The organism is Paenochrobactrum pullorum (assembly GCF_041929845.1).
Lineage (GTDB): Bacteria > Pseudomonadota > Alphaproteobacteria > Rhizobiales > Rhizobiaceae > Paenochrobactrum > Paenochrobactrum pullorum.
Genome location: NZ_JBHEEH010000008.1, coordinates 108,295 through 134,166, shown reverse-complemented (window position 1 = coordinate 134,166; position 25,872 = coordinate 108,295). Strand labels below are relative to the sequence as shown.

Here is a 25,872-nt window from a genome sequence, read left to right as displayed (position 1 = left end):
AGTAGGGTTACAAGCCAAGATATAATAATCGCATAATCTATGATCTTTTCCATCGTGAGCGAATAGCTGAGCACTCATGAAGCGGCAATTATCCTAAAGGATGACACTTTAACAAAACCCGCCACGCCACGCACCGGTGTACCCGGCGGGTTACTCTTTGCTTTCGCCCTTGGGTTGCACTATCAGATAACCAAGGGACGCTGGCAAATCAGAGGCTCGATGTTACCAGCATCGAGCCTTTTTCATTCAGAACGGCGGCGCTGAAAGCAGAAGCGCAGGCACAACACGGAAATAGCGCCATTACCCGTTAGGGGTGGGAGCCTTCATGTCGTGGGTAAACATGGGGAGCAGGAGTAGCGTCCTGCCCGTTCTGACCATATTGCTGACGCCGGACAAAAGGTATGAAACACTGCATTCACTTCGTCGGGTTCCGTGGTGATGAATACCTATCAGCAGTGAGAGTATTCGGTGAACCAGACTTCATTCATCGCGGATGGGATTTGAGGGCGCAGCGTGAAATTGCAGGTGGTGATCTGGTTGTGTTTGCAAGTGGTGAACATGATCAGGAGCCGCGCACTAAGTCATACGACGATATTCGCGAACAATTTCTGTAGCCCTGCCTAGTGCGGGGTTTTTTATTGCCCATACTTTACAGTTCATCTGCCGTTTGCAGTTTTCTTATTTTGGAGTAGACTGAGAGGTTACCTTTCCCTTACGGAGCGGCATCATGACAGTGAAACACGATGATAAGCACGAAGTAACAATCACCGGCGATGAGGCCAGTGGCGGTGACCAAGGCAGTACGCTGATCCCTATGCTGATAGGCGGGCTTATATTGGTTATCATCGGCGGTATTGTCGTAATGATGTTCGTTTAATTTCACCTCCCTCTCAGCACGTGGATCAGCGCTGGAAGTATATCGATATGCTGGGAAACGCCGATCAGAAGAACACGGCAATCTACATTCTCACCGAGCGATGAGGCCATAGCTACACTCGTGCGGAAGAAGCCACGCTGGCCGCTCTAGGGTGAAGACCCTGCATATCACGGCGTGAAGTGGGCAGGCTCGGTACACAATCGTTAGATGTATGTGATGATTTAAAGCTAGATTCTCATCCCAATTGTGAAAACAGCATAAGCGAATAGGCTATACGAGCTTAGAATAGAGGTAATAGCTAATACTGTTGTAAGTAGCGAAAGACGATCAAGCCATACAGTTTTTCTGTTTTGAAAAATGAATGGGTATTCGTCACGCAAATCATAATGAGCTTGGCTATTCGCCCCGCTTGTGAAACTCAGGAAGGCCATGCAGCTACCGATAGCTGCGAGCAGTAGGCCTAATGCAAAGCATCCCAGCGAATCTTTCGTAGGTTGAACCAGTGCTAGTGAAGATAGACTGTTCTCACGAGTGGAGATAACAGCCAAAAAGCTGAGCAGTGCAATACAAGCGCCGCCGTTCAAAAGGATCGCGGCCTTAATTGCTTCCTTACCAGAATCGATTGCAGCGTTAAGCATAGTCGCGTGGAATCTGTAATGGATATCGTAGGCTCGCTGAGCGTGGCTACTTGGCTCGCTATTGACATCGTTCTGCATAGTTCACCCATTCGAAAAACATCCTTCAAGGAGCATAGGTGGTTAAGATCAATACAATCAAGCCTCTGGTTTCTACAATGAAGCCAAGGCTGGGATATACTACGGGCAACGAACGAGAGCGCAGCCAGTACCGTGACCAGACCCAAGCATGGCGACAATGGTACAAGACCAGCCGATGGCAGAAGCTAAGATGGTCAGTCCTTACCCGTGATCTGTTTACCTGCGCTATGTGCGGTAAGGTGGAGAGCAACACCAGCCAGCTAGTCTGTGACCACGTAGAGCGTCACCACGGTGATGAGCAAGCATTCTGGTCAGGACCATTCCAGACCTTGTGCAAGCTATGTCATGACCGAGATAAGCAGCGGGCGGAGCGTGCGCTTTTTTGATGTGGGTCTTAACCCCATGTTGGTGTAGTTCCCCAGCTATGTTCATCCCACTGGACCTCTGAATAAACCCAGATGCAAGGGCTGCCTGTGAGCGTAATCGCCCAAGCAGCTTGAGTGTGTATATGAGCAGCAGCAATCGCATCAGGTACTGTACCAACGTCAAATCGATTTGAAGGGATTACGCCGTTCGTTGGATAGATGAGTTGGGCTTGCACCCCTTGTTTTGGACTCTTAAAAATATGAATTAAAACGCTTGCGTCATCTAAGGGCTGATGCATGTTTTTGGTGAATATTAACCGCATTTTGTCCTCCTTAGTCTGTCTTAAGCAGCTAAACTTGTTTTGCAGTTCAAGGCAATTGATAGAGCGCTGACCGTTAGGCCGGGGGGGCATCATAACTCTGAAAAGGCTCGTCAGCCTAGACCCGCGTCCCCCTCACGCACAGATTTTTTCTCTGAAAACGAAAGTTGTTAAGTATGGCGCTAACTGAACGGAAGCGACGGTACGCCGATGCGCGTCTGTCAGGCATGTCACAACGTGATGCCGCTATACATGCTGGATGCCCTGTAAAGACTGCATCTCAGGCTGCTTCAAGGTATGAGAAAGATGCTGATGTTATTGCTGCGATTAAGCGCAAAAGCACTGCTCAGGCCAGTGTTAAGTCTGGTGTTAACATTGTTAACTCTGAGGAAGGCCAGCAAGAGCCTGTAACAGACCCATTATCATTCTTCGAACGGATGATGAACGATGCTGAAGAAGCGCCTAAACTCAGGTTGGAGGCAGCTAAAGCACTGGCGAGTTTCACGCTCACAAAGCCAGGTGAAGTCGGGAAGAAGGTTGCAAGACAAGCCAACGCGGAAAAGAGCGCATCAGCTGGAAGATTTTCAACGCCACGTGCGCCTAAGTTGGTGGTAGATAATCGATGAAAGATTGGACAACTGCACTTCCTGATTGGGAAAAGCGTATTGTTGCCAACAAGTCGATGATCCCATGCCAGCCCTTATTTCCGAATGAGGCAAAGGATGCACTCGCTGATTTCAAAGCTTTGCGAATTGTTGATGTTGCAGGCGAGCCGACTTTTGGCGAAGCTTGCGAGCAATGGGTATTTGATTTCGTTGAGGCAATTTTTGGCTCATATGATGAGGAAACCGGTAAGCGGCATATTCGGGAATACTTTCTCTTAATCAGTAAGAAGAATGCCAAATCCACAATTGCCGCGGGCATTATGCTGACCGCGTTAATTCGCAACTGGCGAAAGTCTGGGGAGTTGCTCATTCTCGCGCCAACAATTGAGGCCGCACAGAATAGCTTTAAGCCCGCCGCCGATATGGTTCGGGCTGATCCAGTCCTTGATGCATCAAGCGGCGGCTTCCTGCACATCATTGAACATCAACGAACGATTAAAAACCTGACAACCGGCGCGACTTTAAAAATCGTAGCCGCTGACGGTAAGACGGTTGTTGGTAAGAAGGCTGGCTTTATCCTGATCGACGAGCTTTGGGAGTTTGGAACCAAAGCAAATGCCGATGCAATGCTGAGAGAGGCCACTGGTGGGTTGGTTTCAAGGCCAGAAGGATTTCTGATCTCTATCACGACACAAGCAGATGCCCCGCCATCCGGTGTCTTTAAAGATAAACTGGACTATGCGCGCAATGTACGTGATGGGCTGATCGAGGATAATAAATTCTTGCCGGTGATCTACGAGTTTCCCAAGCGTATGATTGAGAGGGAAAGCTATCTTGATCCGGATAATTTCTACATCACAAACCCTAATATTGGCCGTTCTGTCAGCCAAGAATGGATTGAGGACGAGTTGCGCAAGGAGCTGGCGAAGGATGCCAGCACCCGCAATACCTTTCTTGCCAAACATTTGAATATTGAAATCGGGCAGAGCCACAGGAACAACCGATGGGCTGGCACTGATTTCTGGTCGCGCCGAGCAGATGCAAGTTTGACGCTGGAAGCCTTGCTTGAGCAATCGGAAGTAGTCGTGGTTGGCCTCGACGGCGGCGGTCTGGATGACTTATTTGGTTTCGCAGCACTCGGACGGCACAAAGTCACACGGGATTGGCTGCTTTGGACGCATGCTTGGTGCCACAAGGGAGTTCTTGAACGTCGCAAGTCAATTGCTGACCGGCTGAGAGATTTTGCTAAAGCTGGCGAGCTGACCATTGTCGAGGATGAACTGGACGATATCAGCGCAATTGTTGCGATCATTGGTGATATTAAACAGCGTGGCCTTTTGGCATCGGTCGCAGTGGATCCGGCTGGGCTTGGTGAAATGATCGAGGCTTTGTCAGAAATTGGCGTCACTCAGGAGGAAGGGCTGCTGATCGGCGCGCCTCAAGGCTACGCCATGATGAATGCAATCAAAACAGCAGAGCGTAAGCTTGCCAACGGTACGCTAAGGCATTCCGGATCGGCACTTATGTCTTGGTGTGTCAGTAACCTTAAAATTGAGCCTACAGCTACGGCGATCCGAGCTACCAAGCAGAATGCAGGTGATGCAAAGATAGACCCCGTCATGGCGCTATTCGACGCGGTTACGGTGATGAGCCGGAACCCGGCTGCCCCAGAAGGCGGTAATATGGATGATTACTTCAAAAGCTTGGCAGGTGCAGCGTGAAACTATTGCGAAAAATGCTGAATGGTTTCATCGGCTCAACGCCAGCAAAGCGTAATCTGACCATTCGGGAACCTGACGCTTGGTATCCGGCCGACAGCATTGGCGGAGCAGGTGAGATCATAACAGAGAGAAATGTTCTTGCGCTTTCTGCTGTATGGGCATGTGTGAACCTGATTTCCGGTACGATTTCTTCATTGCCTTTAATGATTTACCGTACGAATGCAGATGGTTCACGTGACGTGGCAAGCGATCACCCGCTTTATGCAGTGCTGCATGACAGCCCGAACTATGATCAGACGGCAGTTGATTTTTGGGATTTCATAGCAGCTTCGGTGGAACTGTGGGGCAACGGATATGCTCGTGTTGATCGGTCAGTGGGCAATGTTCGCGCTCTGACACCTATTCTCCCTGCTCTGATGAGTGTGCAGAAGAAACAGAACGGCGATCTGATTTACAAGTGGACAGAGGACGGTAAAGCGAACGAAGCGACTGACCGCGATATCCTGCATATTCGTGGCTTTGGTGGTAATCCGCTTGGCGGCGCGTCCACATTGTTCTTTGGTCGTCGGGTGTTTGGTCTGTCACAAGCTGCAGAGCGGTCGGCCGGATCTATGTTCGAGAATGGCTTGCGGCCTTCAGGTGTTTTGAAATTCGACAAATGGTTGACGGACGAACAGCGCGAAGTCGCAGAACAGAAACTTGCAGCAAAGATTGGCAGCGGTAATGCTGGGAAGCCGATTGTTCTTGAAGGTGGCACTGAGTGGCAGCAGCTAACGATTACGCCAGAAGATGCGCAGATGCTGGAAAGCAGGTCTTTTTCAATTGAAGAGATTTGCCGGTTCTTTGGAGTGCCGCCCCACATGGTTGGGCACACATCTAAATCGACAAGTTGGGGATCAGGCATTGAAGCCCAAACCCTTGGTTTCCAGAAATTCACTCTACGCCGTCGCTTAAAACGTATTGAGCAAGCCTTGATGAAACAGCTCCTAACGCCAGCGGATAAGGCAGCAGGGGTGATCATAGAGTTTAACCAAGAAGGTCTTCTCCGCGGCGATACAGTGGGTAGAGCGCGTTTCTATCAGCAGATGACAGCAATCGGTGCAATGACAATCAATGAAGTCAGAGCGCTTGAGAATTTACCACCGGTAGAGGGTGGGAACGTACCGCGTATGCAAATGCAGAATGTCCCAATTACCGAAGCCGGTGAAGACCGAGAACTGACCCCGCGTCAGACTGACAACGAGGAATAATCTCGATGAAAACGAAAGATTTTGCCCTGCAGGTTAAAGACCTGTCGGAAGACGGCACCTTTACGGGTTACGGATCGGCCAATGGCAATGTGGACAGCTACGGCGAGCGGGTTATGCCTGGGGCTTTTGCTGGCAGCTTGGCTAAGCATAAGCGTGAAGGAACGAATGTTCTCATGCTCTGGCAGCACAATCCCAATGAACCAATCGGTATTTGGGAAGACCTTGCAGAGGATGCAAAAGGCCTGTGGGGCAAGGGTCGCCTTATTATGGAAGTGCAGAAAGCCCGTGAAGTTTATGCACTGATGAAGGCCAAGGCCATTGGCGGATTGTCTATCGGGTACCGTGAGATCAAGACATCGCCTGATGGAAATGTGCGTAATCTGGATGAACTTGACCTGCGAGAAATCTCACCGGTGTCATTCCCAGCTAATCGCCGCGCCCGTATCGAGGCAGTTAAATCTGAACGCATGGATGAATTCGCCCGCAGATTGCGCGATGGCGACCCCATGCCGATTAAAGAATTTGAGGACATCTTGCGTGAGGCAGGGGTTCCCAAAAGCATGGCCGTACAGATCGCCTCTGTCGGTTATTCGAAGGCCATTCTGGGTGAGCCAGAGGGCGAAAAGGCTGATCAACGGGTCGCGCTACTTCGCAAATTGCTTCGCGACTGATCCGATATTTCAACCATCTGGAGAATACCCATGAATATCAAAAGTATTAACCGAGTGTTCGCACTCACAATGATTTCCTGCTTCGCACTGGCAGCAGTACTTGTGTTTATCGGCATTGATCATGCCACGGCAGGGTCTATCTTTACTGCAACCGCTGGCGCAGGCGCAGCAGGTGAACTTGAAGCTTTGGCAACGGAGTTGAAACAAAAGTTTGATAGCAAGCATGACGCGGTCAAAGAGCTGGCCGAAAAAGCGCTTGAAGAAGCCAAGAAGAACGGCGATTTGAGCTCTGGTCTTAAAGAGAAGGCAGACGAAGCTCTTCTCGGCATGAATGAAGTCAAAGCTCGACTTGATGAGATCGAGCAAAAGGCAGCGCGATCTGGTGGCGAAGGCGACCGTGAGAAATCAATCGGTGAGCTGTTTGTCGAGGATGATAAGGTCAAAGAGTTTGTAGGTCAGGCAAACCCGCGTGGACGCGTGGACTTGCAGACCAAAGCCACCTTGACGACCGCAACCACAAACGCAGCTGGTTCAGTCGGGGCTGCAATTCAGACCACCCGCTTGCCTGGCATTCTTGAACTGCCGCAGCGACGTCTGACAATCCGCGACCTTCTCTCTCAGGGGCAGATGGACGGTGGTTCACTTGAGTATGTTAAAGAAAAGGGCTTCAACAACAATGCCGCTCCGGTTGCGGAAGGTGCTGCGAAGCCAAGTTCTGATATTCAGTTTGAGCTTGTCACAACTTCTGCCAAGGTAATTGCGCACTGGATGAAGGCATCACGTCAGGTGTTGTCGGACATCTCTCAGCTCCGTTCGATCATTGATCAGCGTTTGCTGTATGGTCTGGCGTATGTTGAAGAAAACCAGTTACTCAATGGCGATGGCACTGGTCAGAACTTGCTGGGTATTATTCCTCAATCCACTGCGTTTGCCATCCCTGCTGGCACAACCATGCCGGCAACGGTTACCGGTATTGACCGCCTTCGTGTAGCAATGCTTCAGGCTGCATTGGCCGAGTACCCAGCAACAGGCCACGTTCTCAATCCTATTGATTGGACGTCGATTGAGCTGCTCAAGGATACTCAGGGGCGCTATATCATCGGAAACCCGCAGGGAACGCTTTCGCCAACTCTCTGGGGTCTGCCGGTAGTAACCACCCAAGCAGTCGCTGCCGGCAAGTTCCTGACCGGCGCTTTCAAGCTTGGCGCCCAAATCTTTGACCGTTGGCAGGCTCGCGTTGAAGTCGCGACTGAGAATGAAGACGACTTCATCAAGAACCTTGTCACAATCCTCGCAGAAGAACGCCTTGCTCTGGCGGTTTATCGTCCGGAAGCATTCATCTACGGCGACGTAAACGAAGTAACGGGCGGCTAAGGTCGGTTCATATCGACGGGCAGTTAACGCTGCCCGTTTCTTGAACTGAAGGAGAAACCCATGAAGTACGAAGTTTTACGCCGCCATCAGGGTGATAAATTTTATGAGCAGGGTGATGAACGCGAAGCATCAGAAGTCGATGTTTCCCACTTGGTTAAAAGTGGTGTTTTGAAAGCCAAGGTCGAAGGCAAGCCTAAGAATAAGGTCGAAGGCGCAGCGCCGAAGAATAAGGGCGAGTAATCAATGTTGCTTCCAGTCCGTACACAAGCGCCCGCTGAGATGCCGGTAGCGTTAGAAGAAGCGCGTCAGCATTTGATTGTTTCAGGCTTTACCGATGATGACGAACAGATCAAGCGCTTTATTCAGGCCGCGACTGATCATCTGGAGCGCACCCTTAATATCGCGCTTGTTACTCAAACTTGGAAGCAGTCATTTTGTTCGTTTAACAGCTTGTTACAGCTCCGTATGGGGCCGGTGGCAAGCGTTGATGCTGTGAAGTATTACGACGCTGACAATGTTGAGCAGGTCGTATTTAACACCGCATACAGCGCTTTGAAGTACGCACAAGGAACGGTAATTCAGGCTTCGACTGGGGATGCATGGCCAGTTTCTGCCAATCGTGCCGATGCCGTAACTGTCGAATATAAGTCCGGTTCAGCAGCGGCAGACGTTCCGGCATCACTTAAAGCGGCAATCTTGATGCATGTCGGGTTGATGTATTCGTATCGAGGCGATCCTGAAGGCCCACGAATCGAAGATAATTCTGCATATGCAGCACTCATCTGGCCGTTTCGCCGGCCGAAGGTGTGATCATGACAAAAACAGGCTTAGGGCAGTTCCATCATTCCATAACGTTTAGCACAATCACTGAAGAAGAAGACGGGCATGGCGGGTTTGAGCTGGTGTTGACGGACTTCACTGTCAGAGCGCACATACGTTTTTTGCGGGGTGGGGAGACTGTGCAGGCCGCACGTTTAACTGGCAAACAGCCAGTCGTTGTTACGGTTCGTAGAAGTAACAATATGGCATCGCTCACCACTGATTCCCAGATGAAAGACGCTCGCACTGGTACTGAATATCAGATACGGGCAATCGTCCCCTCAGAGAGCCGTCAGTTTATCGAAATTACAGCCGAAAGCGGGGTAGCGGTATGAGTGTTTCCGTCGCATTTCAGGACTTATTGCTGGCTAAGCTCAAGGCTGATCCGGGTGTTGCCTCACTGGTCGGGAACCGTGTCTGGGATAGCCCGCCATCTTCACCAGAGTTTCCATATATCACATTAGGAGCAACGGATTTCACACCGACTGATGCCGACTGCATCGATATGCGTGAAGAAACCGTTCAGTTGGATGTATGGACGCGAGCCAATGGCCGCAAGTGGCCGTGCAAGCAGATCGTTGATGCGGTTGTGAATGTGTTGCGGCGTTTCAAGGGTGATCTTACAGCGGGCACATTAGGGGGTGTGCGGGTAGAGCTATCCCGTATTTTCGATGATCCGGACGGCATTACGGTTCACGGCGTTGTTCAGGTCACCGCTATGATCGAGGAGGCTTTTCATCATGGTTGAAGGGCTTGATAGACTAAAGCGCAAACTCACCAAAACAATTCCAAATGCCGTTGTCGAAGCCACCATCAAGGCTATGGAAGCTGGGGCTGATGAAGCCGTTGGTATGATGCAGCGACTGGCGCCTAAAGACACTGGCGACTTGGCAAAAACCATTGGCTGGACTTGGGGTGATCCACCAAGGGGTGCAATGGTCTTAAGCCGTTCACCTAAAACAAGCGATGGCTTGGTTATCACAATTTACGCAGGCGATGAAAGCACATTAGTGGGCGAACGTGCACAATTTCAACTTGCTCGGCTTCAAGAGTTCGGCACCCAGCACATGAAGGCAAGCCCGTATTTCTTTCCATCATGGCGCGCATTACGAAAGCGCGTTCGTGCTCGCGTAACCCGCCAAATGCGTAAGGCAATCAGGGAGGGTGCAAAATGATGGCTTGGGCAATATTTCATCAAGATTGCAATTGGTCACGTCCGAAAAGTATTTATTCATTCAGCGCTAAGGCTTCACCGAAGCCTCAAGAGCGGCCTCATGACTTCATTGATTATTGCGTGAAAAACGGCTGGGCAACAAATGTTGATAGCCCTTCACGTGATGAGAAACGCGCCATCAAAGGCCGTCGTAAGATTTAACAAACATCCCCATTAATCGGGCTTAAGCCCTTCCTTGACTGGCCGTGCGCCGGTCTATTAGCGCATGGAGAACAGCAATGGCTGATCCTATTGAATATGCCCAGACAGCTAACTTTCACGAAATGGTGTTGGAAGTCGAGACGGAAACCGCAGGCACTTGGGCGCGTATCTGCGGGATGACATCACGCGGTATCAACCGCAGCCATAATATGCAGACTACAGAAGTACCGCCGTGCAGTGATGAGTCTGCACCTGCCCAGATCGAACGAGCTGTCCAGTCCTCGGAAGTTACGATTAATACCAGTGGTGTTTGGGCCAAGCAGTCGCACCAAATGCTTCTCGACTGGTGGTACAGCGGGCAAACTAAGAATGTTCGTGTCCACCATGTTAATGCTGATGTAGGTGATACTGAATATGAGACAGGCCCAGCCTATCTTGTCGTTTATCCAAATAGTGTGGAACGCGGTCAGAAGGTCAATTCCGGCGATTTGGATATTCAGTTTGATGGGCTGCCAATTCGCACTGCTAAGGCGGTTGCTCCATAATGGCGCGCACACTCACATGGGCAGGCGGAGAGCATGATTTTGATCTCCGCATTGAGCATCTTCGCGCCCTGCAAGATCGATGCGATGCAGGGCCTGAATGGATACTTTCTCGCCTGACAACAAAGCAATGGCTGGTTGATGATGTCATCCAGACCATTCGCCTTGGACTGGAGGGCGGGGGGATGCCTAAAGAGGATGCCCGAAAGCTGGTCGCAAAATTCGTTGAGGATAGACCGCTCACACTGTCAGTCCTCACCGCACAAGCTATTTTACTAGTTGCTCTATATGGAAACGAGGATGATCAGCCGGGGGAGCTAAAGGCGGGGGCGAAAAAGACCCGAAACCGCTCCCGCGAGGAAAGTGGAAATTCAACCAGTTCTACCAGTGGGCAGGAGTGATTCCGCAGGATATCGGGAAAATGACGCTCTGGGAGTTTGCTTGCGCCACAGCGGGTCATAGAGCCGCAAATGGTGTCGAAGAAAACAAACCCGATGCTATGAGTATCGATCGTATGCGAGAGCTTGGGATTGAAGGCGTTTAGAATGATAATAGCCCGCTTCGGCGGGCTATCGGCAATAGCTCCCATCGACATAGGTTTTGTTACCATTCGAGTTTATGTAATAGCAGCCACCGCGTGGGCCGCGATAATACCTCCGGCTAGATGACCATCGAGATGCGCTGGAGCTTGTTTGGGCACGTGTTGACATTCTCGGAGCCTGTTTCACCTTAGCGTTAGGTGATGGTGATTTCACAGCGACATTAACAATATCGCCGTAAGCGTGCCTGTCGCCTAAAATTGGCTTAAATCGAGCTTGTGCGACAGTACCGTTTGATATTGATGCTGTCGCGACAGTTGGGTGACCGTTGCTCAACGTCTTGATCGCAATACGGCCAGTTAGGCCGCCATCGCATGTAATATCTGTCGTGATATCAGTTTCCAAGGTAGGGCGTGAATACGACCCCATGCAAACTACGGTTTTGCCAACATTCGTAATGGTAAAGCCTTGAATGAAGACTGGGTCTGAAATTGGCTCCATCCCGCTAGCGCACCCAGTTAAAAGTGCAATGGTAACAAGCCACATAGCCCGCATACTTTAACTCCCCCTTATCCCCACGCTATCAAATCAAAAGAGAGCTGGAATGTCGAGGGCTATCAATCGCTCATAGAGAGCGCCCTACGGGGCGCTTTTCTATTCTGCATCTTCACCGCTGAGTGCAACTGAGATTGTTTCTCTTCCCATAGAAAAAAGCATGTATCCGACGATAGTCAGGAGCGCGAAAAATATGGACATGTCTATTCGGCCTGAAATCTGTCCAGTGCTATAGGACGTGATGTTCCTGACCGCTGACATGTAAAGAAAAACTGCTGCAGTTGGGCTAGCAACTAGCAGAACTGCCCCCAACCACCCTACCATAGTAAGTTGAGTGGAAGATTTAATCTTGATTTTCATTGCGGAATTCCCCTCTCTCACCAGTATCATTATCAGGATGTAACTAATAATGGCAACAGATGTTGAGCGCCTTGTCATCGCGTTTGAAGCACGTACAGCCTCTTTTGAGAAAGAGCTTAAGCGTGTGAATGCTCAGGCCGCAAAGCAATCTACGCAGATTGAACGCCGTTTCCGTGATATGAATAAGAACATTGAGGGCGTGTTCGCTCGCGGTGGGATTAGCCAGTCAATCAAGAAAGACCTTGATGCGTCTGTAGCAGCGGTCAGTGCAGCTGAGGGGAAGTTAAGTCAGTCTACGGCATCAATGCGTGGCATGATGACCGGTCTTGCAGGCATCTTTGCTGCACGCGAGCTGGTTAACATGGCTGATACTTGGTCTGATATATCTGCTCGTGTTGGCATTGCTGTTGGTGAAATGTCCCAAGCTCCTGCCGTGATGGAGAGAATTTACGATCTCGCGCAAAGTACATATTCCGGTCTTCAGCAGACGGCAGAAAGCTTCATTGCAAACAGCACTGCACTCAAGGAGCTTGGTTACAATACAAACCAACAGCTGGATTACACAGAAGCATTAAATAACGCACTTGTTGTGTCTGGTGCCAAGGCTGATCGTGCAGCTAGCGTTAGCAATGCTCTTTCCAAGGCTATGGCTTCCGGTAAGCTGTCCGGCGATCAGCTTAATACAGTTATCGAAACTGGTGGTCGTGTTGCTGAGGTGTTGGCCGCTGAGCTTGGTGTTGGCGTGAATCAACTACGCGCTATCGGTGCAGAAGGTAAGATTACATCACAAGTGATCTACAATGCTCTGACAAAGCGTATGGAAGAACTTTCCGAACAAGCAGAAAGTATGCCCGCAACAATGGGTGACGCTTTTCAGTTGATCCAGAACTCTGCTCTTAAATCAGTTGGAGCTTTGGATCAGACAGGTAAGGTTTCTGAAAAGCTTGCCGGTTTGCTCGGAGGAGTTGCTAATAATATGGATGCCGTAGCCGTTGCTGGCTTGGCTATGGCAACTGTACTTGCATCTCGACAAATCGGAAATGCCGCTAATAATCTTGGCGCATATGCTAAATCCACACATGCGGCGATGGCGGCTTCACGTGTTGCCGCTATTGAAGAGCAAGCCGTAGCGGTTGCCAGAGTTCGCAGTGCTGAGGCAGCATTCATGGCAGCGAAAGCAAATGGCCTTGTCACAGCTTCTCATCGCAATCTAAGCCGTGAATTGCTCGCTTCTCGCATGGCATTAAGTGCAGCGAATGCTCAATTGGCTGCTACAGGCCCAATCGCTACAGCTTCGGCTGCTGCTGTACGTGGCTTCTCAACTGCCGTTAGTGCGCTAGGGGGGCCGGTCGGTATTGGCCTGATTGCTCTGACTGGTATCATGTACGCTCTCTCAGCGCGCTCGCAGGAAGCAGAAGAGCGTGCGAACAGATACGCGGAAGCTATTCGTAAGGCTGGCGAGGATTCCGACTATGCTGGGTTAGGTATTGAAAAAACAGCGGAAAAGCTTTTTGCAGTGGCAGAAGGGTTAACCGAGGCGCAGCGAGCAATCAAACTTGATGAAGCGAAAGATAACGTCACTAAGTCTCTTGCTGCTCTTGATGAAGCATTTAATGCGGCAGGGCGTGGTCTACTTGGATTAAAAACTTACTTTTCACCGGTATATGGTGAGCTTGGTACATTAACCCAACGGTTTAAAGACGGTGAGCTGTCGGTTGAGGATTATAATGCAGAGCTTGATCGGCTTTCGAAAATTGACCCTGATATCACGTCATTAATCGCTAAAATGCAGGATATAGCCAAACAAGCAGCTGCCACTCGGGGTGAAGTGAACGCCTTGAATATAGCAAGTGCAGGAGTGGGTGGCGGTAGTGGTAAAGGCGGCAAGTTAATACCGTTTACTGATGCTGAAAAATTGGAAGGTGACAGAGCTTACAAATTAAACTTTGACCGTCGTTTCGGTAGTGATTTAGCGAAGAACTTAGAGGCGCAGGCCAAAGCCATCGCTGATGCTGAGAAAAAAGCGAATGGGGGAGGTGGTCGTAAAAAGTCTGGTCGTGGTGGTAATAAAAAAGATGACCTTCAACGTGAGATAGAGCAGATCAAAGAGCGTTGGGCGATGCTTAATCAAGAGGCTGAGGTTTTAGACAATCTCAACCCACTGATTAATGACTATGAGTATGCGATTACAAAAGCAAAGACTGCGCAAGAGTTACTAAATGCTGCGCAAAAGGCAGGGTTAAAGGACACCCCAGAACTTAGGGCAGAAATTGAGGCACTGGCAGAAGGCTATGCCCAGACCACAGTCGCAGTAAATCAACTCGCAGAAACTCATGAGCAGGCTCGACAAGCATCCGACTTCTTAAAAGGCTCAATGATGGATGCTTTCCAGTCGATGATACCAGCCATTGAAACAGGTAATAAGGCACTTGATGGTTTCCTCAATACGCTGATGGACGCTGTTAATCAGGCGTTACTGTTGGGTAAAGGGCCATTGGCAGGATTGTTTGGGGGCGGGACTGGTCTGCTTGGTACGATCTTTGGGTTTGCTAAAGGTGGCGTTGCTGCTCATGGTCGACCACAACCGATGAAGACCTTTGCCCGTGGCGGTGTTTCTCGAACTGCTGCTATTTTTGGTGAGGCAGGGCCGGAGGCGGCGGTGCCACTTCCTGATGGTAGGCGTATACCCGTCGATTTAAATTTACCGAAAAGCACGGGATCTGGCGCGCAGAATGTGCATGTGACAGTGGGCGTTTCTACTGACGGAAACGGCAACCTGATGCCATTCGTTGAAAGTGTTGCTCGAAACGAAGCGTCACGCTCAACCGCCCAGTTATCAAAAAACATTCCAACGATGGTGGATAATCGCAGTAATGCCCGACAAGTACGGGGGACACGTGGCTGATGGCTCGTTTATTATCATGGCCTGTAGGATTACGGGCTAATTTCCGTGAGCCTTTATCGGGGCCGCGTACAATCGGCTCTGGCTCAACTGATAGTGTTGGCGGGTTTAATCAAAGTTATGGTTCGCCGTTCGGTTTGTGGTCATGGCGTTTTTCATTCCCGCCATTACGCGGTCAGGAATTTCGCCGCTATCGTGGTCTTGTTACTGCTCTACATGGTGGGGCAAATGCTGTGCGTGTCTCGTTTTGTGATTGGGATGGGTTGTCGTTTAGCCAGCGTGGATTGACTTCTACTACTGATAAATGGCGAGCAGGCCAGCCTTGGAATAATCAGATGCCGTGGGATAATGGGCGGCAGTGGGCTTCCAGTAACCCGCTAGTGCCTGTTGTTTCACCAGCACCCAAAGATACGACAGAGATCAGACTGAATGCGGATTTCTTCGGCTATAACCTCGATGTCGGGGATATGATCGGGTTCTCTCCGTTTCACTTTGGTTTGTATATGATTACCGAGATGTTTGACCTGGGACATTATCGTATCTGGCCGAAGCTTAGAAAGGCTTTGACTATCGAGGACTTCGCAACGCTCAACCCGACATTGGCTATGCGATTATCCAGTCAGGATGCTGCCCCGCTGCCGCGTGAAGCCGCTTTCGCTACCGGTTTATCAATCTCACTCATTGAGTGCCTTGATTATGATGTTCGCGATTATTGGAAGGATTAAACATGAAAACGGATATGGATAAAATTTATCGTGCATTGGCAATCCATGCGGCATTCACATCATACTGTTTTTTTGGATGAGCCGCACGGAGAGCGTATCAAGACTTTCGAAAATGCGATTAAATCTTATGGAGAGGGGCTTATCTCCCCCGACCTGATCGGGGCTTGTTTAACTCCGCAGAAAGACGAGTGTTGAGTTCATTTTTTTTGATAAACTCTTGTGACGCCAATTGACGAACAATGCTGCGTAACTCGTTCACTTCTTTTTGCAAATTGTCGATTTGTTCTTTCATAGCAGTCAATGAAATTGATTCTGACATTTTCGTCCCCTTTAAAACATCACTAGAAAAGCACAGGCTGCTGCTGCTGTCGAATCCAAGAGGCGTGAATGACAACCTTCACAGAAGATGATCTGGCAAAGCTGCGCCGTCCTCATGTGGCTCGTGCGTGGTTTTTAGAATTGGATCTGCCAATTGGCATCGTTCGACTGCACAACGGTACCGGACGTGTCATGCTCAACGGCCATGAATGGCGTGGTGTAACTGATCCACTCGGCACGCAGATGGTGGCTTTGAGTAATATTGAAGAACCACGCTTCGGGCAGGCTGTGGCTGTTGAGGTTACATTATCTGGTGCGAATAAAGAGTTTTTCAAATCGGTGCATACCAGTGCGCGCGACATCGAGGGCAGGCGGGCTGATCTCTATTGGGCAGCATTTGACGGTGAAACCGAAGAACTGGTTATCCCGCAGCGCAAGCTCTTTCCGGGCAAGCTTAGCGCGCCGTCTCTGGCGTGGAGCGGTATCGGATTGCGCACGGTCACCGTGACGATTGAAAGCATCTGGTCGTCGCAAAACTATCCGTTTGGTGGGCAGTGGAACCCAGCTGATCAGCGCCGCAGATACCCAGGCGATAAGGGCTTGGATTTCGTCGGTGTTAAAGTCATGGAAAACTGGAAATAACATGGAACGTGCTGAGCTTTTAAAAGCCTATGTTGAGGGCTGGAAAGATGTGCCTGTTATCTGGGGTGAGAGTGACTGCACGGCTTATGCTGCCAAGTGGGTAGAAATAGCCACTGGTTGCCATGTGCCGCGTTTGGCTAACTATTCCAGCAAAGATGAAGCTTTGAAGATCATTGATCACCACGGCGGTTTGTTGGCGCTTTGGACTAACGCTCTTGCTCAAGCAGGTATTTTTGAGAATAGGGGTGAGCCGCAGCTCGGCGATGTAGCATTGGTGCGCACTGCCGATTATGGCGATGTTGGCGTGATTATTGCCAATGATGGTGCCTGTATTCTTCGTACTGAAACGGGTACCCGATTTTTAAGACCGCGATCCTTTGTAAAGGTCTGGGCTATTTAATCATGAAAAAACGTCTTGTTCTTGCAGTCAGCTCATATCTGCTTATGAGCGGGACGGCTTTGGCTGATCCAATTTCTATTGGCAGTGCAGTTATATCAGGCTTGATGTCGATTGGTGCTGCCGGAATATTGCCTGCCATGAGTGCCGGTATGCTTGGTTCTTTAGTTCTTGGCGCAGGTGCAATTGGTGCGCAATTACTTGCTGGCGCAATGTTCGGGCCTAAGGCACCAAAGATTGATCCGGGTGAATATAAAAGTACATTTGAAACCGGCAATAGTTCTGAAATTCGCGCCATTGGACGCGTACGAATTGCTGGCCTTAAAGCCTTTGGTAATACCGTCGGCTTAGATCGCTGGCGTTTGATTTGTCATGTGCGCGGACGCGTCGCTGCAATTGAAGAGCACTTCATCGGTGGGCGTGAAGTTACCATTGATAGTGACGGCGCGGTGTCATCGCCGCCTTGGTCGCGTAAAGGTGGCTCATGGCTCTATATCAAAAGCAAGAACGGCAATGGCTCTGAGGTAGCATGGCCGGAACTGATGAACGCTTTCCCCGCACTTTGGACAGCAGAACATCGGGTGCGTGGCATTGCCCAGACGCTCATTCAGTATATCTCGCCTGGCATTAATGATGAGAAGTTTTTGAAGCTTTATCAGGGCGGTGAACCTCAATATGAGCGGGTGCAGCGGTCTGAGTTTATTTATGATCCGCGTGATCCGTCGCAGCAGGTGGATAATCCAAACACATGGAAATATTCCGACAATGGTGTTTTGGGTGTGGCGCATATCCTTCGCTCTTATCCGAGCTTGAAATCATCAGATATTGATTGGGCTGTGATCGGGCAAGAAGCTACGAAGGCGGATCAGGTGTTGAATGTACATGGCGGTACTGAGCCACGTGCAAGAGCGTGGGGCATCTGGCCGTCCGAGCGGCCACGCGGTGAAGTGGTTGAGCAGGCGCTGCAATCTATCGGCGCTGAGATTGTACCGACCGAGAATAATAAATACGCCATCCGTTTGATTGATGATGTTCGCACACCTTCGCTCACGATCACGGCCAGAGACATCGTGGATCTGCAATGGAAGTCAGGCCCCGATAGTGTTGAGCGGCCTAATGTTTGCCGGATTAAATATTATTCACCTGAGCGCAATTATGAAATGTCGGAGATTGCGCTGTCCAAAAAGCCGGACGATCCGGCTTCGGTTCCATTGGATTGGTCGCGTGATCAGACTGAGATTGACCGCGTTGGTGAGCAATATTTTGATGTCGAGTTACCGTTCTGCCCGTCAGCTGCACAAGCACAAAGGATTGGGCGCAGGCTGTTTTCCTTGGCGCGTGCTGATGTCGGTATGGTTACAACCAATATGGCAGGTCTGGCCGCTTGGGGACATACGACAATTAAACTGGAACTGCCTGATCTGGATGAGGTGGTGACGGTGGCAATTGGTACGCCACGGGTGAATGACAGTGATGGCACTGTGGAAATTCCTTTTATGATCTGGCCTGATTTACCCACTTGGAGCGTAACACGGGATGAGGCACCGCCACCGGAACGCATTCCGGATATGCAATATGAAAGTGAATTGCCAACACCGGCACTGCCTTCAGGATTAACACAAGTTCGCTACCCTGATGGTTCTTATGAATTGCGAGCCGCTTACAACGGTGTGGATGGTGGTACGGAGGCTGAGGCGGTGGTTCGCACTTACGCTGATGGTGAGCCTGATCCGTGGCAACAGATGACTGCCTATGGCAGTGGAGCAGGCGCTCGTTATGCTTATCGGGCAGGAGATCATAACGGCAAAAAGGCTGATCTACGTGTCCGTTTCTTCAACGATAAAGACGAAGGCTCTTATTGGTCACCGTTTTTGAGTGTTGATCCGGTTATCATTGATAATAGTCAGCCGGAACCACCCATAATCAATATCAGTGAAGATGATGGTGGGGCTTATGTTTTTAACGGAACGATTACGGTTGTCTCCAATGAACTCAAAGTTTGTGCCTGCCGTCTTGAAATGGATGGAAATCCAATGGGGCAGGAAAACACGCGGCCACAGCAAGGTTTTTCACGCGCAGTCCAGCTATCAGGCGGCAATCATGGCGTCACTTACATTATTCGCGCTTACGCCATCACTTCAAACGGTACCGAGAGCTTAGCGGCTACCAGATCAATTTACGTTGCCGGTGAAGGCAACGATTAATCAACATCCATTATAATTTGGAGACTACAGGTCATGAGCATTTTCACAAAGCTCGGAGTGAGCGTTGCTGCGCCTTTTAATGCGGATGGCACCCCACGCCAGATTTCACCACAAGACTTTCAAATCTGGATGACCGAGGTTGAACGCCTCATCAAAGGCTTGCTGGCGGGGGCTGGCGGCATCGATCTGCCAGATCTGATTTATAAATATTGGATAAACGGTGGCAATGAAAATAATATCATCGCCCAGCCAAGTGCAACGCCGCCAACGGCTGCTGGTGAAGCCTTGTTCACCATTGAAATCACACTGCCTAACACGGGCAATGTGACCATTAACGGTAAGCCGCTTTTAACTAGCTCCGGCAATCAGATTGTGGCGGGTGGTTTGGTGTCAGGTATTTGGCTGTTTCTGGATGATGGCGAAAACTTCCGTCTGGTTTCTGATCAGGCAAGTCAAGCTATTATAGATGCGGCAGAAAGAGCAGCGCAGGCTGCCCAAGAAGCGCGTGATATCGTTAAAAATTTAGCCTCAGATACAGTTAGTCAAGGTAATGTGCCGATTTACTCAACGCTTACGGCAATTGCTTCAGTTGAAATCCCAGCGGGTATTAATGCCATTCGTGTTAATGGTCGTAACACTGTGGGCGATGGTGAGGGTGGGCTTTATGTCATCCAAGATAATGGTAGTTCTGATACCGGATATTCGGGTGGGGCTACTGCGCGAATTTGGTATCGGGTGAAAGATGTAGGTGAAGAACGTTTAAATATCACATATTTGCGGCCAATTAAATCAGCCTATGAAGTAACGGTCGGTGTTGGCGGTGATTTTACTTCAATCAACAGTGCTTTAATGCACTTAACACAATCATACCCAACATATTTGTTCGATGGTTTTGATGCTACAATCAAACTAAAGTCTGGCTTCGTGATGGATGAACAGGTGATTGTGAAGAATGGTGTTAAGCTAGGTTGGGTGACATTAAGGTCAGAGGATGAAGGTGTTATTATAAATCGCTCTAGTCTGACGTTTAGTCCATATGTAATTGACCAGACTAAAAACCAAGGTTCCCCTAGAATTTTATTCCCTGCATTCGCAGCTATTAAGAATAGTGAATTACCAACTATTGGTTGCGCTTTTATTATGGATAAATCTGGTGCGTCCCCTTCTCGCGGTGGATTCTTAGGTGCTGAAGGTAGCATATTAAATATATTAGAAGGATGCGGGATCACCGAAGCATCCGGAAATGGCATTGAATTATATATGTCTACGCTGTTTGCACATAAAGCGGTTGTCACAAAGTCCGCGAGTTCTAATGTATTTTGTAATTCTGCTAGTGATATGGACTTGTCTTTCGGGGTGTTTGATGATGCCGACATTAACAATGTCTATATCCATAGGAGTGGTCGAGCCAGTCTTAGAGGAATAAGCGCTCAAAATGCAGGTGATTGTGGATTAAAAATACATCATGGAGGGCTAGCAGATACTACCTACGCCAACTTCAGTGGGGCTAAAGGGGATGCGGGTGTTTATATTCGGCACGCGGGTGTTGTTGATGCAGATACCATGGTTGTAAACGATTGTGTAAATAAAGGCGTGTATTGTCATTTCGGAGGGAATGTTGATCTCGCTACGTCCGAAATCAAAAGAAACGGAATTGGTGTTCTTTGCGAACAAGGTGGCAAGGTGAATATAGGCGATGGTGCGGTAGCTCATAGTAGAACACATAACGTATGGTCTACAAGTGGTGGCGACATATCCCTAGTGAATAGTGATGTAACATACGCAGGGCAGGATGCATTGCGTTGTAGTGGAGGCTCTCGTATTTCAGCAAATTCAGTTGATGCTCAATCAGCAGGTTCTTTCGGTGTGAATGCACTTTCAGCGGGAGAAGTTGGGGCGTATTCAATCAGGCTGACAACAGGAAAAGAGACGAATATTCCCTTCAATACACCTTCTGCAAATGGCGCTAGGATTTGGGGAGGGCGTGCATCATAAATTTACAGTCTTTATTAAGAGACGATTATATTATCGTTTATTCCTACCAAGAATTAAGTTGCCTACCTTTGTTGTTCTAATGATCTTCACCGTGAATGGGAGAAGTAGTAGAGTTAGTACATAGCAAGCAATCCAGTACTCCCATGTCTTAGATGATAAAAATTCACGAAGAATAAGTATTAGTATAACGTGATAGAGATAAATACTGAGACTTTCTCGCGACAAAATTGAATTTCCAATCTTGGTCTTGAAGCTTGGAAAGTTGGCTACCATTCCTATAACGCCTACAACTAAAAGCATTCTTAATGTACCTAGTTGATTATTCGATAAATTTAATTTGAAAGTTACAATACAGGCGGTGACTGCTAATAAAGTTATTACAATCGATGAGAGCCTGTTGATTAAATGACTGTATTGACGGATGGCCACACCTATGAAGAAAAATATCGCATAATATACAAATCTGCTATCGACTGGGCCGATCAACTTCAAGATGTCATAATCAAGTGCGCGGGTGATATAGGGAATTACTCCAGCAATAAGAAGCAGTGAGATATTTTGATTACGTAATGTACATGCGAATAGAGAGTAAGCGATTAAGCATGGTACAAACCAAAGGTGAAACCATGGTTTGATGAATGCGTTCACCATGTTGAATTTCAATTGCTCATGAACAATAAAAAAGTAAGCGAAATAAACGGTCGTTGCTATAACCCAAGGCACAAAAAAACGAGTTTTAATGGCCGAAAAATAATCATTTGGGGCTTTGAATGAGAATAAATAACCAGATAAGCCTAAAAATAGCGGCATATGAAATACGTATATCGCACGCTTAATCTCATTGTTTTTTACTGGTTCAATAAAAAAATGACCAACTACAACAAACAAAATCAGAATGGCTTTTAGAGTGTCTGCTGAGTCATTGCGTTGCATTGGATGGTCACTTGCTTTTAGTTATTACGTTTTCGACCTTTAGTGATTAATCAGTGATTTAGCAATGATGGGCGCTGCTAAAATAATTCCTAGCTGTCAACTATAGATCAGCAAGGGTTAAGAAAGATATTTTACAGGAAATTTATCATGGATAGAACCGTGCCAGTTGGCGCGGCGATCCTGCTTGACTTCGTTCGTGAGATTGAAGTCGGCGGGACTAGCCGTGCTTCATATGATGTTATCTATGGTCACAATTAGGAAAAACAGCCCTGATAAGCTCTACCTAACAGGGCTGTCATTAGCGGTTTAATTATGCGGATAGCTTCTGGTCAGAGGCCGTTTTTGTGTCCAGCCAAGGAACGGAAACTGTAGGTTGATCAAGTATACCGCGTTTTCTTGCAAAGCCCTTAATCGCGTTTTGTGCAGCTATAATTGGCTTCACACCATCATGCGCATCGCAACAAGCTTTCCAAGCGGTCTCGTAAATCATATCACGATCATCTTCCGGCCATTCATGTAAAAACATAAGTGCATCGTGGATACTGGCAATTTCTAATGTCAAATAACGCCCCTTGGTGACGTAAACTGGTTTGTCAAACAAACGGTCGCTCACCTTAGCCTCCTTTATAAGAACGAATTTAGTTGGAATGACGCTTCCGATTTAGTGCAGAAGAAAACTAATTCAAGGATTGTCTTTCTTCCATGACAGTGGCGACTTCATTATTGTTCTCGAAAACTATTCCCCTGAATAGAATGGCGACTTAACCACGCCACTCAAAAAAATATGAAATCTAAAACACACAAAAGATGCCTCGCTTATGCGGGGTTTTTTTGTACCTAAAGGAACCCCAATGAACATGAACCTTGGCGACACTCGTCTCTTGATTAAGGCGGGGCGAGAGTACGGCCTATTGCGCAATCAAATGGCCTATGTGCTGGCCACGGCTTACCATGAGACTGCGCACACGATGAAGCCTGTCCGGGAAATGGGCGGTGAAAAGTACCTGCGTTCAAAGAAATACTACCCGCATGTAGGCATGGGCTATGTGCAAATCACATGGGAATACAACTCCGCGAAGGCCAGCCGCGAACTCGGTGTTGATTTCGTCAGTAATCCGAAGCTGCTTCTAGAGCCACGATATGCCGCGCCGATCATCATTGCTGGTATGGTCGAAGGCTGGTTCACTGGCAAAAAGCTTTCCGATTACATCACCTTGCAGAAGTCCGATTTCAAAGGCGCTCGCCGTATCGTCAATGGCACAGACAAGGCCGATCTGATTGCCGGCTATGCCAGTGAATATGACAAGCTGCTACTGGCTGAGGGCTATGGTGTTGATCAGGTAATTGAAGCGCCAGCCAATGATATTGTGCCAGTACCGGTTGAGCCTGAGCCAGTCGCCAAATCAAAACGGTTTTGGACATGGCTGACAGCTGCAGCTCTCCCTGCACTTGGTTTGCTCGACTGGCGGGTGCAGATGGCGTCCGTTGTGGTTGTGGGCGGCATCTCAATTTACGCGATTTACTCCATGCCGAGCGTAAAAGCCAAACTCTCAAAGCTGATCGAGGCTTTATGATGAAGATCACACTTCAACACATCATCGGCGCATTAATCGGAGGGGCAGTTTCAGGCCTCTTTTTTTATGCGCTCGGCCAACATGACGCGAAACAGGATGCAGCGCTTAAAGCCGCACAAGCCGTCACACAAGCAATCCAGAGCAGGGCAGGCATCAATGAGACAATCAACAATATGGATGCTGTGCGGCTTTGTATTGAGCTTGGCGGGGTGCAGTCAGACTGTGAGCAATTGCGCGGGCTGGCAGAAGATCAGCCTTAAACCGGATACGGCTGTCTACGTGGCGCAGAACGATTCTCATGCTGGCAAATCAATCGCCGGACATAATGCCTATGGAAATAAAGCGGGGTGCTGGTGATGGATGATCCTTTAAACGAATACGGCTTAAAGGCTTCTGTAGTTGTCGCCGGTTTTGCGGGAGGGTTACTTCGGGCGCTCTCACATAAGAATTATACTTTCCGAGAAGCTATTGCATCACCGGTATGCGGGGCATTGGCGGCAGGGTATCTCACCAGCCCATTTGTTCACTATTTAAACGCCGTGCATTTCCCTTTACCACCAGACGATGGCTCTAACGTCACAATCCATGCTGGTGCATTTCTTGTTGGTGTTTGCGGTATGTGGATTAGTGACGCGGTCTTTGAAGCAATCAGTAACCGGTTAAATAAAAAATAGATGAGGGCGGCAGTCACTTCGGTGCGCTGTCGCCTTCTTCCTTATGCTCCATGCAAAACCACAGCTGGCCATAGCGTCCTTGAAAGCCGAAGCTTCCCCATTTCTTGCAGCCGTCATGCATGCACCAGTGTTCATCCATTCCTTTGGATGTTCTGACCTTCTTCTCATCGCTCATGCTATGCCACCTACAAAGCCGCTCAATTCCTTGAGACGCTCCATAGCCATGCGGAAACGTCCATCACATCCTTTACCCCGGCACCGTGAACGCCGCTCAACTTCATCGAGGTACAGCTGCTCATAACCTTCCTTCTTACAAATGTCGGCTTTCTTGATGTAAACAAGGCGGCCACACTTAAGGCATATCATTTCTAAACGTTGGTCATCTTCCAGATCACGAACTTGTATTTGGCTTTTCCAGCTCATGGCACAGCTATCCCGTGGCGCTAAATATGCGCAAAAGGGTTGAGTGTATTTTCACAAATGCTAATTTGTTCTATAAATGTTCTAATTTAATATGAGAGTCAAATCGTATTTCGGGGCTGTGGATAGCAAAAATACGATTGAGATTCGTAGGCTAATAAATGACGTGGCCATAGGTCAGGGAACAAACAGCTTGATAGCAGGTTGCCACACCACAAAAAGTGTGGCGGAACAGCGTTAGAACATAGTGCCACACCCGATCCTAAAAGATCAGATATTACAAAGACTTGTATATGGTAATAAGGGGAAAGATGGAGGCCTCGCCCGGAATCGAACCGGGGTGCAAGGATTTGCAGTCCTCTGCGTAACCACTCCGCCACGAGGCCATCGCTGGAAGTGGGTTCTCAATATTGTAAGGCTTTGATTCCGTCAAGCCGTGTTGATAAAAATAGCAATTATATCTGTATAATAAGGGCTTGATATGCACGGGCTTATCGATTGGCCTGTCGGTATCACGCTTTATTCCTGGCAAAGCGGCTGCTGCGCCATTTTCTTAAGACATAGATTTCGGAATTTCTGCGAAATCGTCTTACTTTATGAGAATCATGCGACAGCAAAATTAAACCAACTGGTAGCATCCATATGCCCAAAATCGGTAAGAAACTTAATGAGCCGCCAATTATGAATCCACAGCCGACGACACGACGCATGAAAACGGTGGCTGGAATCGGAATGCGTTTCCCCAAAATAAGAATCGTATGTTTTTTGCGCGATTGTGATTCTGATGCGGGCATCTGATTTTCCGGATTGGCGATTTTCTTAGTGATTTCTGAAAGTTATGCACAGTTCTGTCTGCTTTTATGCTTCAATATAATGTCTAAAATCGCTTTTTTGAGGGAAGGGGCCAAAAAGTTTCAAAAATAATGATTTAGGACTTGGCAAATCAGAAAATCATTTGCTATACGCCATCTGGTTAATACTAAGAGCAACTGTTCCCCG

General features: G+C 48.7%; 31 protein-coding genes and 1 tRNA gene. 23 read left to right on the top strand and 9 right to left on the bottom strand.

What is annotated here, in order from left to right:
* Positions 1-401: 401 nt before the first annotated feature.
* On the top strand, positions 402-614 hold the full coding sequence (locus JNC77_RS12510) for a hypothetical protein (RefSeq protein ID WP_374832980.1): 213 nt from the start codon (positions 402-404) through the stop codon (positions 612-614).
* A 113-nt stretch (positions 615-727) separates the two neighbouring features.
* A complete protein-coding gene (locus JNC77_RS12505; RefSeq protein WP_374832978.1) occupies positions 728-877 on the top strand; it encodes a hypothetical protein in 150 nt (49 codons plus the stop codon).
* A 227-nt stretch (positions 878-1,104) separates the two neighbouring features.
* On the opposite strand, the gene JNC77_RS12500 is transcribed toward JNC77_RS12505, so the two are convergent.
* Both JNC77_RS12500 and JNC77_RS12495 read right to left on the bottom strand, forming a co-directional pair.
* Positions 1,105-1,593, bottom strand: coding sequence for a hypothetical protein (locus JNC77_RS12500; RefSeq protein ID WP_374832976.1), 489 nt, complete (start codon positions 1,591-1,593; stop codon positions 1,105-1,107).
* A gap of 394 nt (positions 1,594-1,987) precedes the next feature.
* Positions 1,988-2,281, bottom strand: coding sequence for a hypothetical protein (locus JNC77_RS12495; RefSeq protein WP_374832974.1), 294 nt, complete (start codon positions 2,279-2,281; stop codon positions 1,988-1,990).
* A 224-nt stretch (positions 2,282-2,505) separates the two neighbouring features.
* Between JNC77_RS12495 and JNC77_RS12490 the strand changes: the two genes are divergently transcribed.
* The 14 genes from JNC77_RS12490 (at position 2,506) to JNC77_RS12425 (ending at position 15,716) form a co-directional block, all read left to right on the top strand.
* Positions 2,506-2,904, top strand: coding sequence for a terminase small subunit (locus JNC77_RS12490; RefSeq protein WP_374832972.1), 399 nt, complete (start codon positions 2,506-2,508; stop codon positions 2,902-2,904).
* A complete protein-coding gene (locus JNC77_RS12485; RefSeq protein ID WP_374832970.1) occupies positions 2,901-4,604 on the top strand; it encodes a terminase large subunit in 1,704 nt (567 codons plus the stop codon). The genes JNC77_RS12490 and JNC77_RS12485 overlap by 4 nt, the downstream gene beginning before the upstream one ends.
* Positions 4,601-5,854 carry a phage portal protein gene (locus JNC77_RS12480; protein ID WP_374832968.1) on the top strand — a complete coding sequence of 418 codons (1,254 nt, stop codon included), beginning with the start codon at positions 4,601-4,603 and terminating at the stop codon, positions 5,852-5,854. The genes JNC77_RS12485 and JNC77_RS12480 overlap by 4 nt, the downstream gene beginning before the upstream one ends.
* Positions 5,855-5,859: 5 nt before the next feature.
* Complete coding sequence (locus JNC77_RS12475) at positions 5,860-6,525, top strand: HK97 family phage prohead protease (protein WP_374832966.1); 666 nt, start codon at positions 5,860-5,862, stop codon at positions 6,523-6,525.
* Positions 6,526-6,561: 36 nt separating this feature from the next.
* On the top strand, positions 6,562-7,899 hold the full coding sequence (locus JNC77_RS12470) for a phage major capsid protein (protein WP_374832994.1): 1,338 nt from the start codon (positions 6,562-6,564) through the stop codon (positions 7,897-7,899).
* 60 nt (positions 7,900-7,959) lie between these two features.
* Positions 7,960-8,139 carry a hypothetical protein gene (locus tag JNC77_RS12465; RefSeq protein ID WP_374832964.1) on the top strand — a complete coding sequence of 60 codons (180 nt, stop codon included), beginning with the start codon at positions 7,960-7,962 and terminating at the stop codon, positions 8,137-8,139.
* A gap of 3 nt (positions 8,140-8,142) precedes the next feature.
* Entirely contained in the window at positions 8,143-8,709 is a 567-nt protein-coding gene (locus JNC77_RS12460; protein ID WP_374832962.1) for a head-tail connector protein, read from the top strand.
* Positions 8,710-8,711: 2 nt separating this feature from the next.
* On the top strand, positions 8,712-9,053 hold the full coding sequence (locus tag JNC77_RS12455) for a phage head closure protein (RefSeq protein ID WP_374832960.1): 342 nt from the start codon (positions 8,712-8,714) through the stop codon (positions 9,051-9,053).
* The gene (locus JNC77_RS12450; protein ID WP_374832958.1) at positions 9,050-9,466 is read left to right on the top strand and encodes a DUF3168 domain-containing protein; all 417 of its coding nucleotides are present in this window, start codon (positions 9,050-9,052) and stop codon (positions 9,464-9,466) included. Before JNC77_RS12455 ends, JNC77_RS12450 begins: the two co-directional genes overlap by 4 nt.
* Positions 9,459-9,893: an HK97-gp10 family putative phage morphogenesis protein gene (locus JNC77_RS12445; RefSeq protein ID WP_374832956.1), complete on the top strand. Its 435-nt coding sequence runs from the start codon at positions 9,459-9,461 to the stop codon at positions 9,891-9,893. The genes JNC77_RS12450 and JNC77_RS12445 overlap by 8 nt, the downstream gene beginning before the upstream one ends.
* 277 nt (positions 9,894-10,170) lie before the next feature.
* A complete protein-coding gene (locus tag JNC77_RS12440; RefSeq protein WP_374832954.1) occupies positions 10,171-10,638 on the top strand; it encodes a phage tail tube protein in 468 nt (155 codons plus the stop codon).
* Positions 10,638-11,036, top strand: a complete 399-nt coding sequence (locus JNC77_RS12435; protein ID WP_374832952.1) for a gene transfer agent family protein — start codon at positions 10,638-10,640, stop codon at positions 11,034-11,036. The genes JNC77_RS12440 and JNC77_RS12435 overlap by 1 nt, the downstream gene beginning before the upstream one ends.
* Before the next feature lie 1,102 nt (positions 11,037-12,138).
* Positions 12,139-14,994, top strand: coding sequence for a tape measure protein (locus JNC77_RS12430; RefSeq protein WP_374832950.1), 2,856 nt, complete (start codon positions 12,139-12,141; stop codon positions 14,992-14,994).
* A complete protein-coding gene (locus tag JNC77_RS12425; protein WP_374832948.1) occupies positions 14,994-15,716 on the top strand; it encodes a hypothetical protein in 723 nt (240 codons plus the stop codon). The genes JNC77_RS12430 and JNC77_RS12425 overlap by 1 nt, the downstream gene beginning before the upstream one ends.
* A gap of 139 nt (positions 15,717-15,855) precedes the next feature.
* Here JNC77_RS12425 and JNC77_RS12420 read toward each other — a convergent pair whose 3' ends face one another.
* On the bottom strand, positions 15,856-16,035 hold the full coding sequence (locus JNC77_RS12420) for a hypothetical protein (protein ID WP_374832946.1): 180 nt from the start codon (positions 16,033-16,035) through the stop codon (positions 15,856-15,858).
* 68 nt (positions 16,036-16,103) lie between these two features.
* Between JNC77_RS12420 and JNC77_RS12415 the strand changes: the two genes are divergently transcribed.
* The 4 genes from JNC77_RS12415 to JNC77_RS12400 are packed head-to-tail and all read left to right on the top strand — an operon-like array spanning position 16,104 to position 21,272.
* On the top strand, positions 16,104-16,676 hold the full coding sequence (locus tag JNC77_RS12415) for a transcriptional regulator (RefSeq protein WP_374832944.1): 573 nt from the start codon (positions 16,104-16,106) through the stop codon (positions 16,674-16,676).
* Position 16,677: 1 nt separating this feature from the next.
* Positions 16,678-17,076: a DUF6950 family protein gene (locus JNC77_RS12410; protein WP_374832942.1), complete on the top strand. Its 399-nt coding sequence runs from the start codon at positions 16,678-16,680 to the stop codon at positions 17,074-17,076.
* Positions 17,077-17,078: 2 nt separating this feature from the next.
* A complete protein-coding gene (locus tag JNC77_RS12405; protein WP_374832940.1) occupies positions 17,079-19,277 on the top strand; it encodes a phage tail protein in 2,199 nt (732 codons plus the stop codon).
* Positions 19,278-19,310: 33 nt separating this feature from the next.
* Positions 19,311-21,272 (top strand): hypothetical protein, encoded by a 1,962-nt coding sequence (locus tag JNC77_RS12400; protein WP_374832938.1) that lies wholly within the window; start codon positions 19,311-19,313, stop codon positions 21,270-21,272.
* 30 nt (positions 21,273-21,302) lie between these two features.
* Here the strand turns inward: JNC77_RS12400 and JNC77_RS12395 are convergent, their stop codons facing one another.
* On the bottom strand, positions 21,303-22,205 hold the full coding sequence (locus JNC77_RS12395) for an acyltransferase family protein (protein WP_374832936.1): 903 nt from the start codon (positions 22,203-22,205) through the stop codon (positions 21,303-21,305).
* Between the two features lie 310 nt (positions 22,206-22,515).
* Entirely contained in the window at positions 22,516-22,818 is a 303-nt protein-coding gene (locus JNC77_RS12390) for a DUF982 domain-containing protein (protein WP_374832934.1), read from the bottom strand.
* Between the two features lie 238 nt (positions 22,819-23,056).
* Between JNC77_RS12390 and JNC77_RS12385 the strand changes: the two genes are divergently transcribed.
* From JNC77_RS12385 to JNC77_RS12375, 3 genes are all read left to right on the top strand, one after another.
* On the top strand, positions 23,057-23,779 hold the full coding sequence (locus tag JNC77_RS12385; RefSeq protein ID WP_374832932.1) for a hypothetical protein: 723 nt from the start codon (positions 23,057-23,059) through the stop codon (positions 23,777-23,779).
* Entirely contained in the window at positions 23,779-24,039 is a 261-nt protein-coding gene (locus JNC77_RS12380) for a hypothetical protein (protein ID WP_374832930.1), read from the top strand. The genes JNC77_RS12385 and JNC77_RS12380 overlap by 1 nt, the downstream gene beginning before the upstream one ends.
* Before the next feature lie 96 nt (positions 24,040-24,135).
* A complete protein-coding gene (locus JNC77_RS12375; RefSeq protein ID WP_374832928.1) occupies positions 24,136-24,453 on the top strand; it encodes a hypothetical protein in 318 nt (105 codons plus the stop codon).
* A gap of 13 nt (positions 24,454-24,466) precedes the next feature.
* On the opposite strand, the gene JNC77_RS12370 is transcribed toward JNC77_RS12375, so the two are convergent.
* The 4 genes from JNC77_RS12370 to JNC77_RS12355 form a co-directional block, all read right to left on the bottom strand.
* The gene (locus JNC77_RS12370) at positions 24,467-24,628 is read right to left on the bottom strand and encodes an EsV-1-7 cysteine-rich motif-containing protein (RefSeq protein ID WP_374832926.1); all 162 of its coding nucleotides are present in this window, start codon (positions 24,626-24,628) and stop codon (positions 24,467-24,469) included.
* Positions 24,625-24,876, bottom strand: a complete 252-nt coding sequence (locus JNC77_RS12365; RefSeq protein WP_343808136.1) for a hypothetical protein — start codon at positions 24,874-24,876, stop codon at positions 24,625-24,627. Before JNC77_RS12365 ends, JNC77_RS12370 begins: the two co-directional genes overlap by 4 nt.
* Before the next feature lie 309 nt (positions 24,877-25,185).
* A tRNA-Cys gene (locus JNC77_RS12360) sits at positions 25,186-25,259 on the bottom strand.
* Between the two features lie 126 nt (positions 25,260-25,385).
* Positions 25,386-25,667 (bottom strand): hypothetical protein, encoded by a 282-nt coding sequence (locus tag JNC77_RS12355; protein WP_374832924.1) that lies wholly within the window; start codon positions 25,665-25,667, stop codon positions 25,386-25,388.
* Between the last annotated feature and the right edge of the window lie 205 nt (positions 25,668-25,872).

Bases quoted from the DNA above. Each gene is read 5' to 3' on its own strand.
- JNC77_RS12485 (WP_374832970.1), top strand. From the start codon at position 2,901: ATGAAAGATTGGACAACTGCACTTCCTGATTGGGAAAAGCGTATTGTT.
- JNC77_RS12445 (WP_374832956.1), top strand. From the start codon at position 9,459: ATGGTTGAAGGGCTTGATAGACTAAAGCGCAAACTCACCAAAACAATT.
- JNC77_RS12490 (WP_374832972.1), top strand. From the start codon at position 2,506: ATGTCACAACGTGATGCCGCTATACATGCTGGATGCCCTGTAAAGACT.
- JNC77_RS12380 (WP_374832930.1), top strand. From the start codon at position 23,779: ATGAAGATCACACTTCAACACATCATCGGCGCATTAATCGGAGGGGCA.
- JNC77_RS12365 (WP_343808136.1), bottom strand. From the start codon at position 24,876: ATGAGCTGGAAAAGCCAAATACAAGTTCGTGATCTGGAAGATGACCAA.
- JNC77_RS12435 (WP_374832952.1), top strand. From the start codon at position 10,638: ATGGCGCGCACACTCACATGGGCAGGCGGAGAGCATGATTTTGATCTC.
- JNC77_RS12505 (WP_374832978.1), top strand. From the start codon at position 728: ATGACAGTGAAACACGATGATAAGCACGAAGTAACAATCACCGGCGAT.
- JNC77_RS12405 (WP_374832940.1), top strand. From the start codon at position 17,079: ATGAAAAAACGTCTTGTTCTTGCAGTCAGCTCATATCTGCTTATGAGC.
- JNC77_RS12500 (WP_374832976.1), bottom strand. From the start codon at position 1,593: ATGCAGAACGATGTCAATAGCGAGCCAAGTAGCCACGCTCAGCGAGCC.
- JNC77_RS12450 (WP_374832958.1), top strand. From the start codon at position 9,050: ATGAGTGTTTCCGTCGCATTTCAGGACTTATTGCTGGCTAAGCTCAAG.
- JNC77_RS12440 (WP_374832954.1), top strand. From the start codon at position 10,171: ATGGCTGATCCTATTGAATATGCCCAGACAGCTAACTTTCACGAAATG.
- JNC77_RS12465 (WP_374832964.1), top strand. From the start codon at position 7,960: ATGAAGTACGAAGTTTTACGCCGCCATCAGGGTGATAAATTTTATGAG.
- JNC77_RS12420 (WP_374832946.1), bottom strand. From the start codon at position 16,035: ATGTCAGAATCAATTTCATTGACTGCTATGAAAGAACAAATCGACAAT.
- JNC77_RS12510 (WP_374832980.1), top strand. From the start codon at position 402: ATGAAACACTGCATTCACTTCGTCGGGTTCCGTGGTGATGAATACCTA.
- JNC77_RS12455 (WP_374832960.1), top strand. From the start codon at position 8,712: ATGACAAAAACAGGCTTAGGGCAGTTCCATCATTCCATAACGTTTAGC.
- JNC77_RS12425 (WP_374832948.1), top strand. From the start codon at position 14,994: ATGGCTCGTTTATTATCATGGCCTGTAGGATTACGGGCTAATTTCCGT.
- JNC77_RS12375 (WP_374832928.1), top strand. From the start codon at position 24,136: ATGGATGATCCTTTAAACGAATACGGCTTAAAGGCTTCTGTAGTTGTC.
- JNC77_RS12415 (WP_374832944.1), top strand. From the start codon at position 16,104: ATGACAACCTTCACAGAAGATGATCTGGCAAAGCTGCGCCGTCCTCAT.
- JNC77_RS12430 (WP_374832950.1), top strand. From the start codon at position 12,139: ATGGCAACAGATGTTGAGCGCCTTGTCATCGCGTTTGAAGCACGTACA.
- JNC77_RS12495 (WP_374832974.1), bottom strand. From the start codon at position 2,281: ATGCGGTTAATATTCACCAAAAACATGCATCAGCCCTTAGATGACGCA.
- JNC77_RS12400 (WP_374832938.1), top strand. From the start codon at position 19,311: ATGAGCATTTTCACAAAGCTCGGAGTGAGCGTTGCTGCGCCTTTTAAT.
- JNC77_RS12370 (WP_374832926.1), bottom strand. From the start codon at position 24,628: ATGAGCGATGAGAAGAAGGTCAGAACATCCAAAGGAATGGATGAACAC.
- JNC77_RS12410 (WP_374832942.1), top strand. From the start codon at position 16,678: ATGGAACGTGCTGAGCTTTTAAAAGCCTATGTTGAGGGCTGGAAAGAT.
- JNC77_RS12395 (WP_374832936.1), bottom strand. From the start codon at position 22,205: ATGCAACGCAATGACTCAGCAGACACTCTAAAAGCCATTCTGATTTTG.
- JNC77_RS12460 (WP_374832962.1), top strand. From the start codon at position 8,143: ATGTTGCTTCCAGTCCGTACACAAGCGCCCGCTGAGATGCCGGTAGCG.
- JNC77_RS12385 (WP_374832932.1), top strand. From the start codon at position 23,057: ATGAACATGAACCTTGGCGACACTCGTCTCTTGATTAAGGCGGGGCGA.
- JNC77_RS12355 (WP_374832924.1), bottom strand. From the start codon at position 25,667: ATGCCCGCATCAGAATCACAATCGCGCAAAAAACATACGATTCTTATT.
- JNC77_RS12475 (WP_374832966.1), top strand. From the start codon at position 5,860: ATGAAAACGAAAGATTTTGCCCTGCAGGTTAAAGACCTGTCGGAAGAC.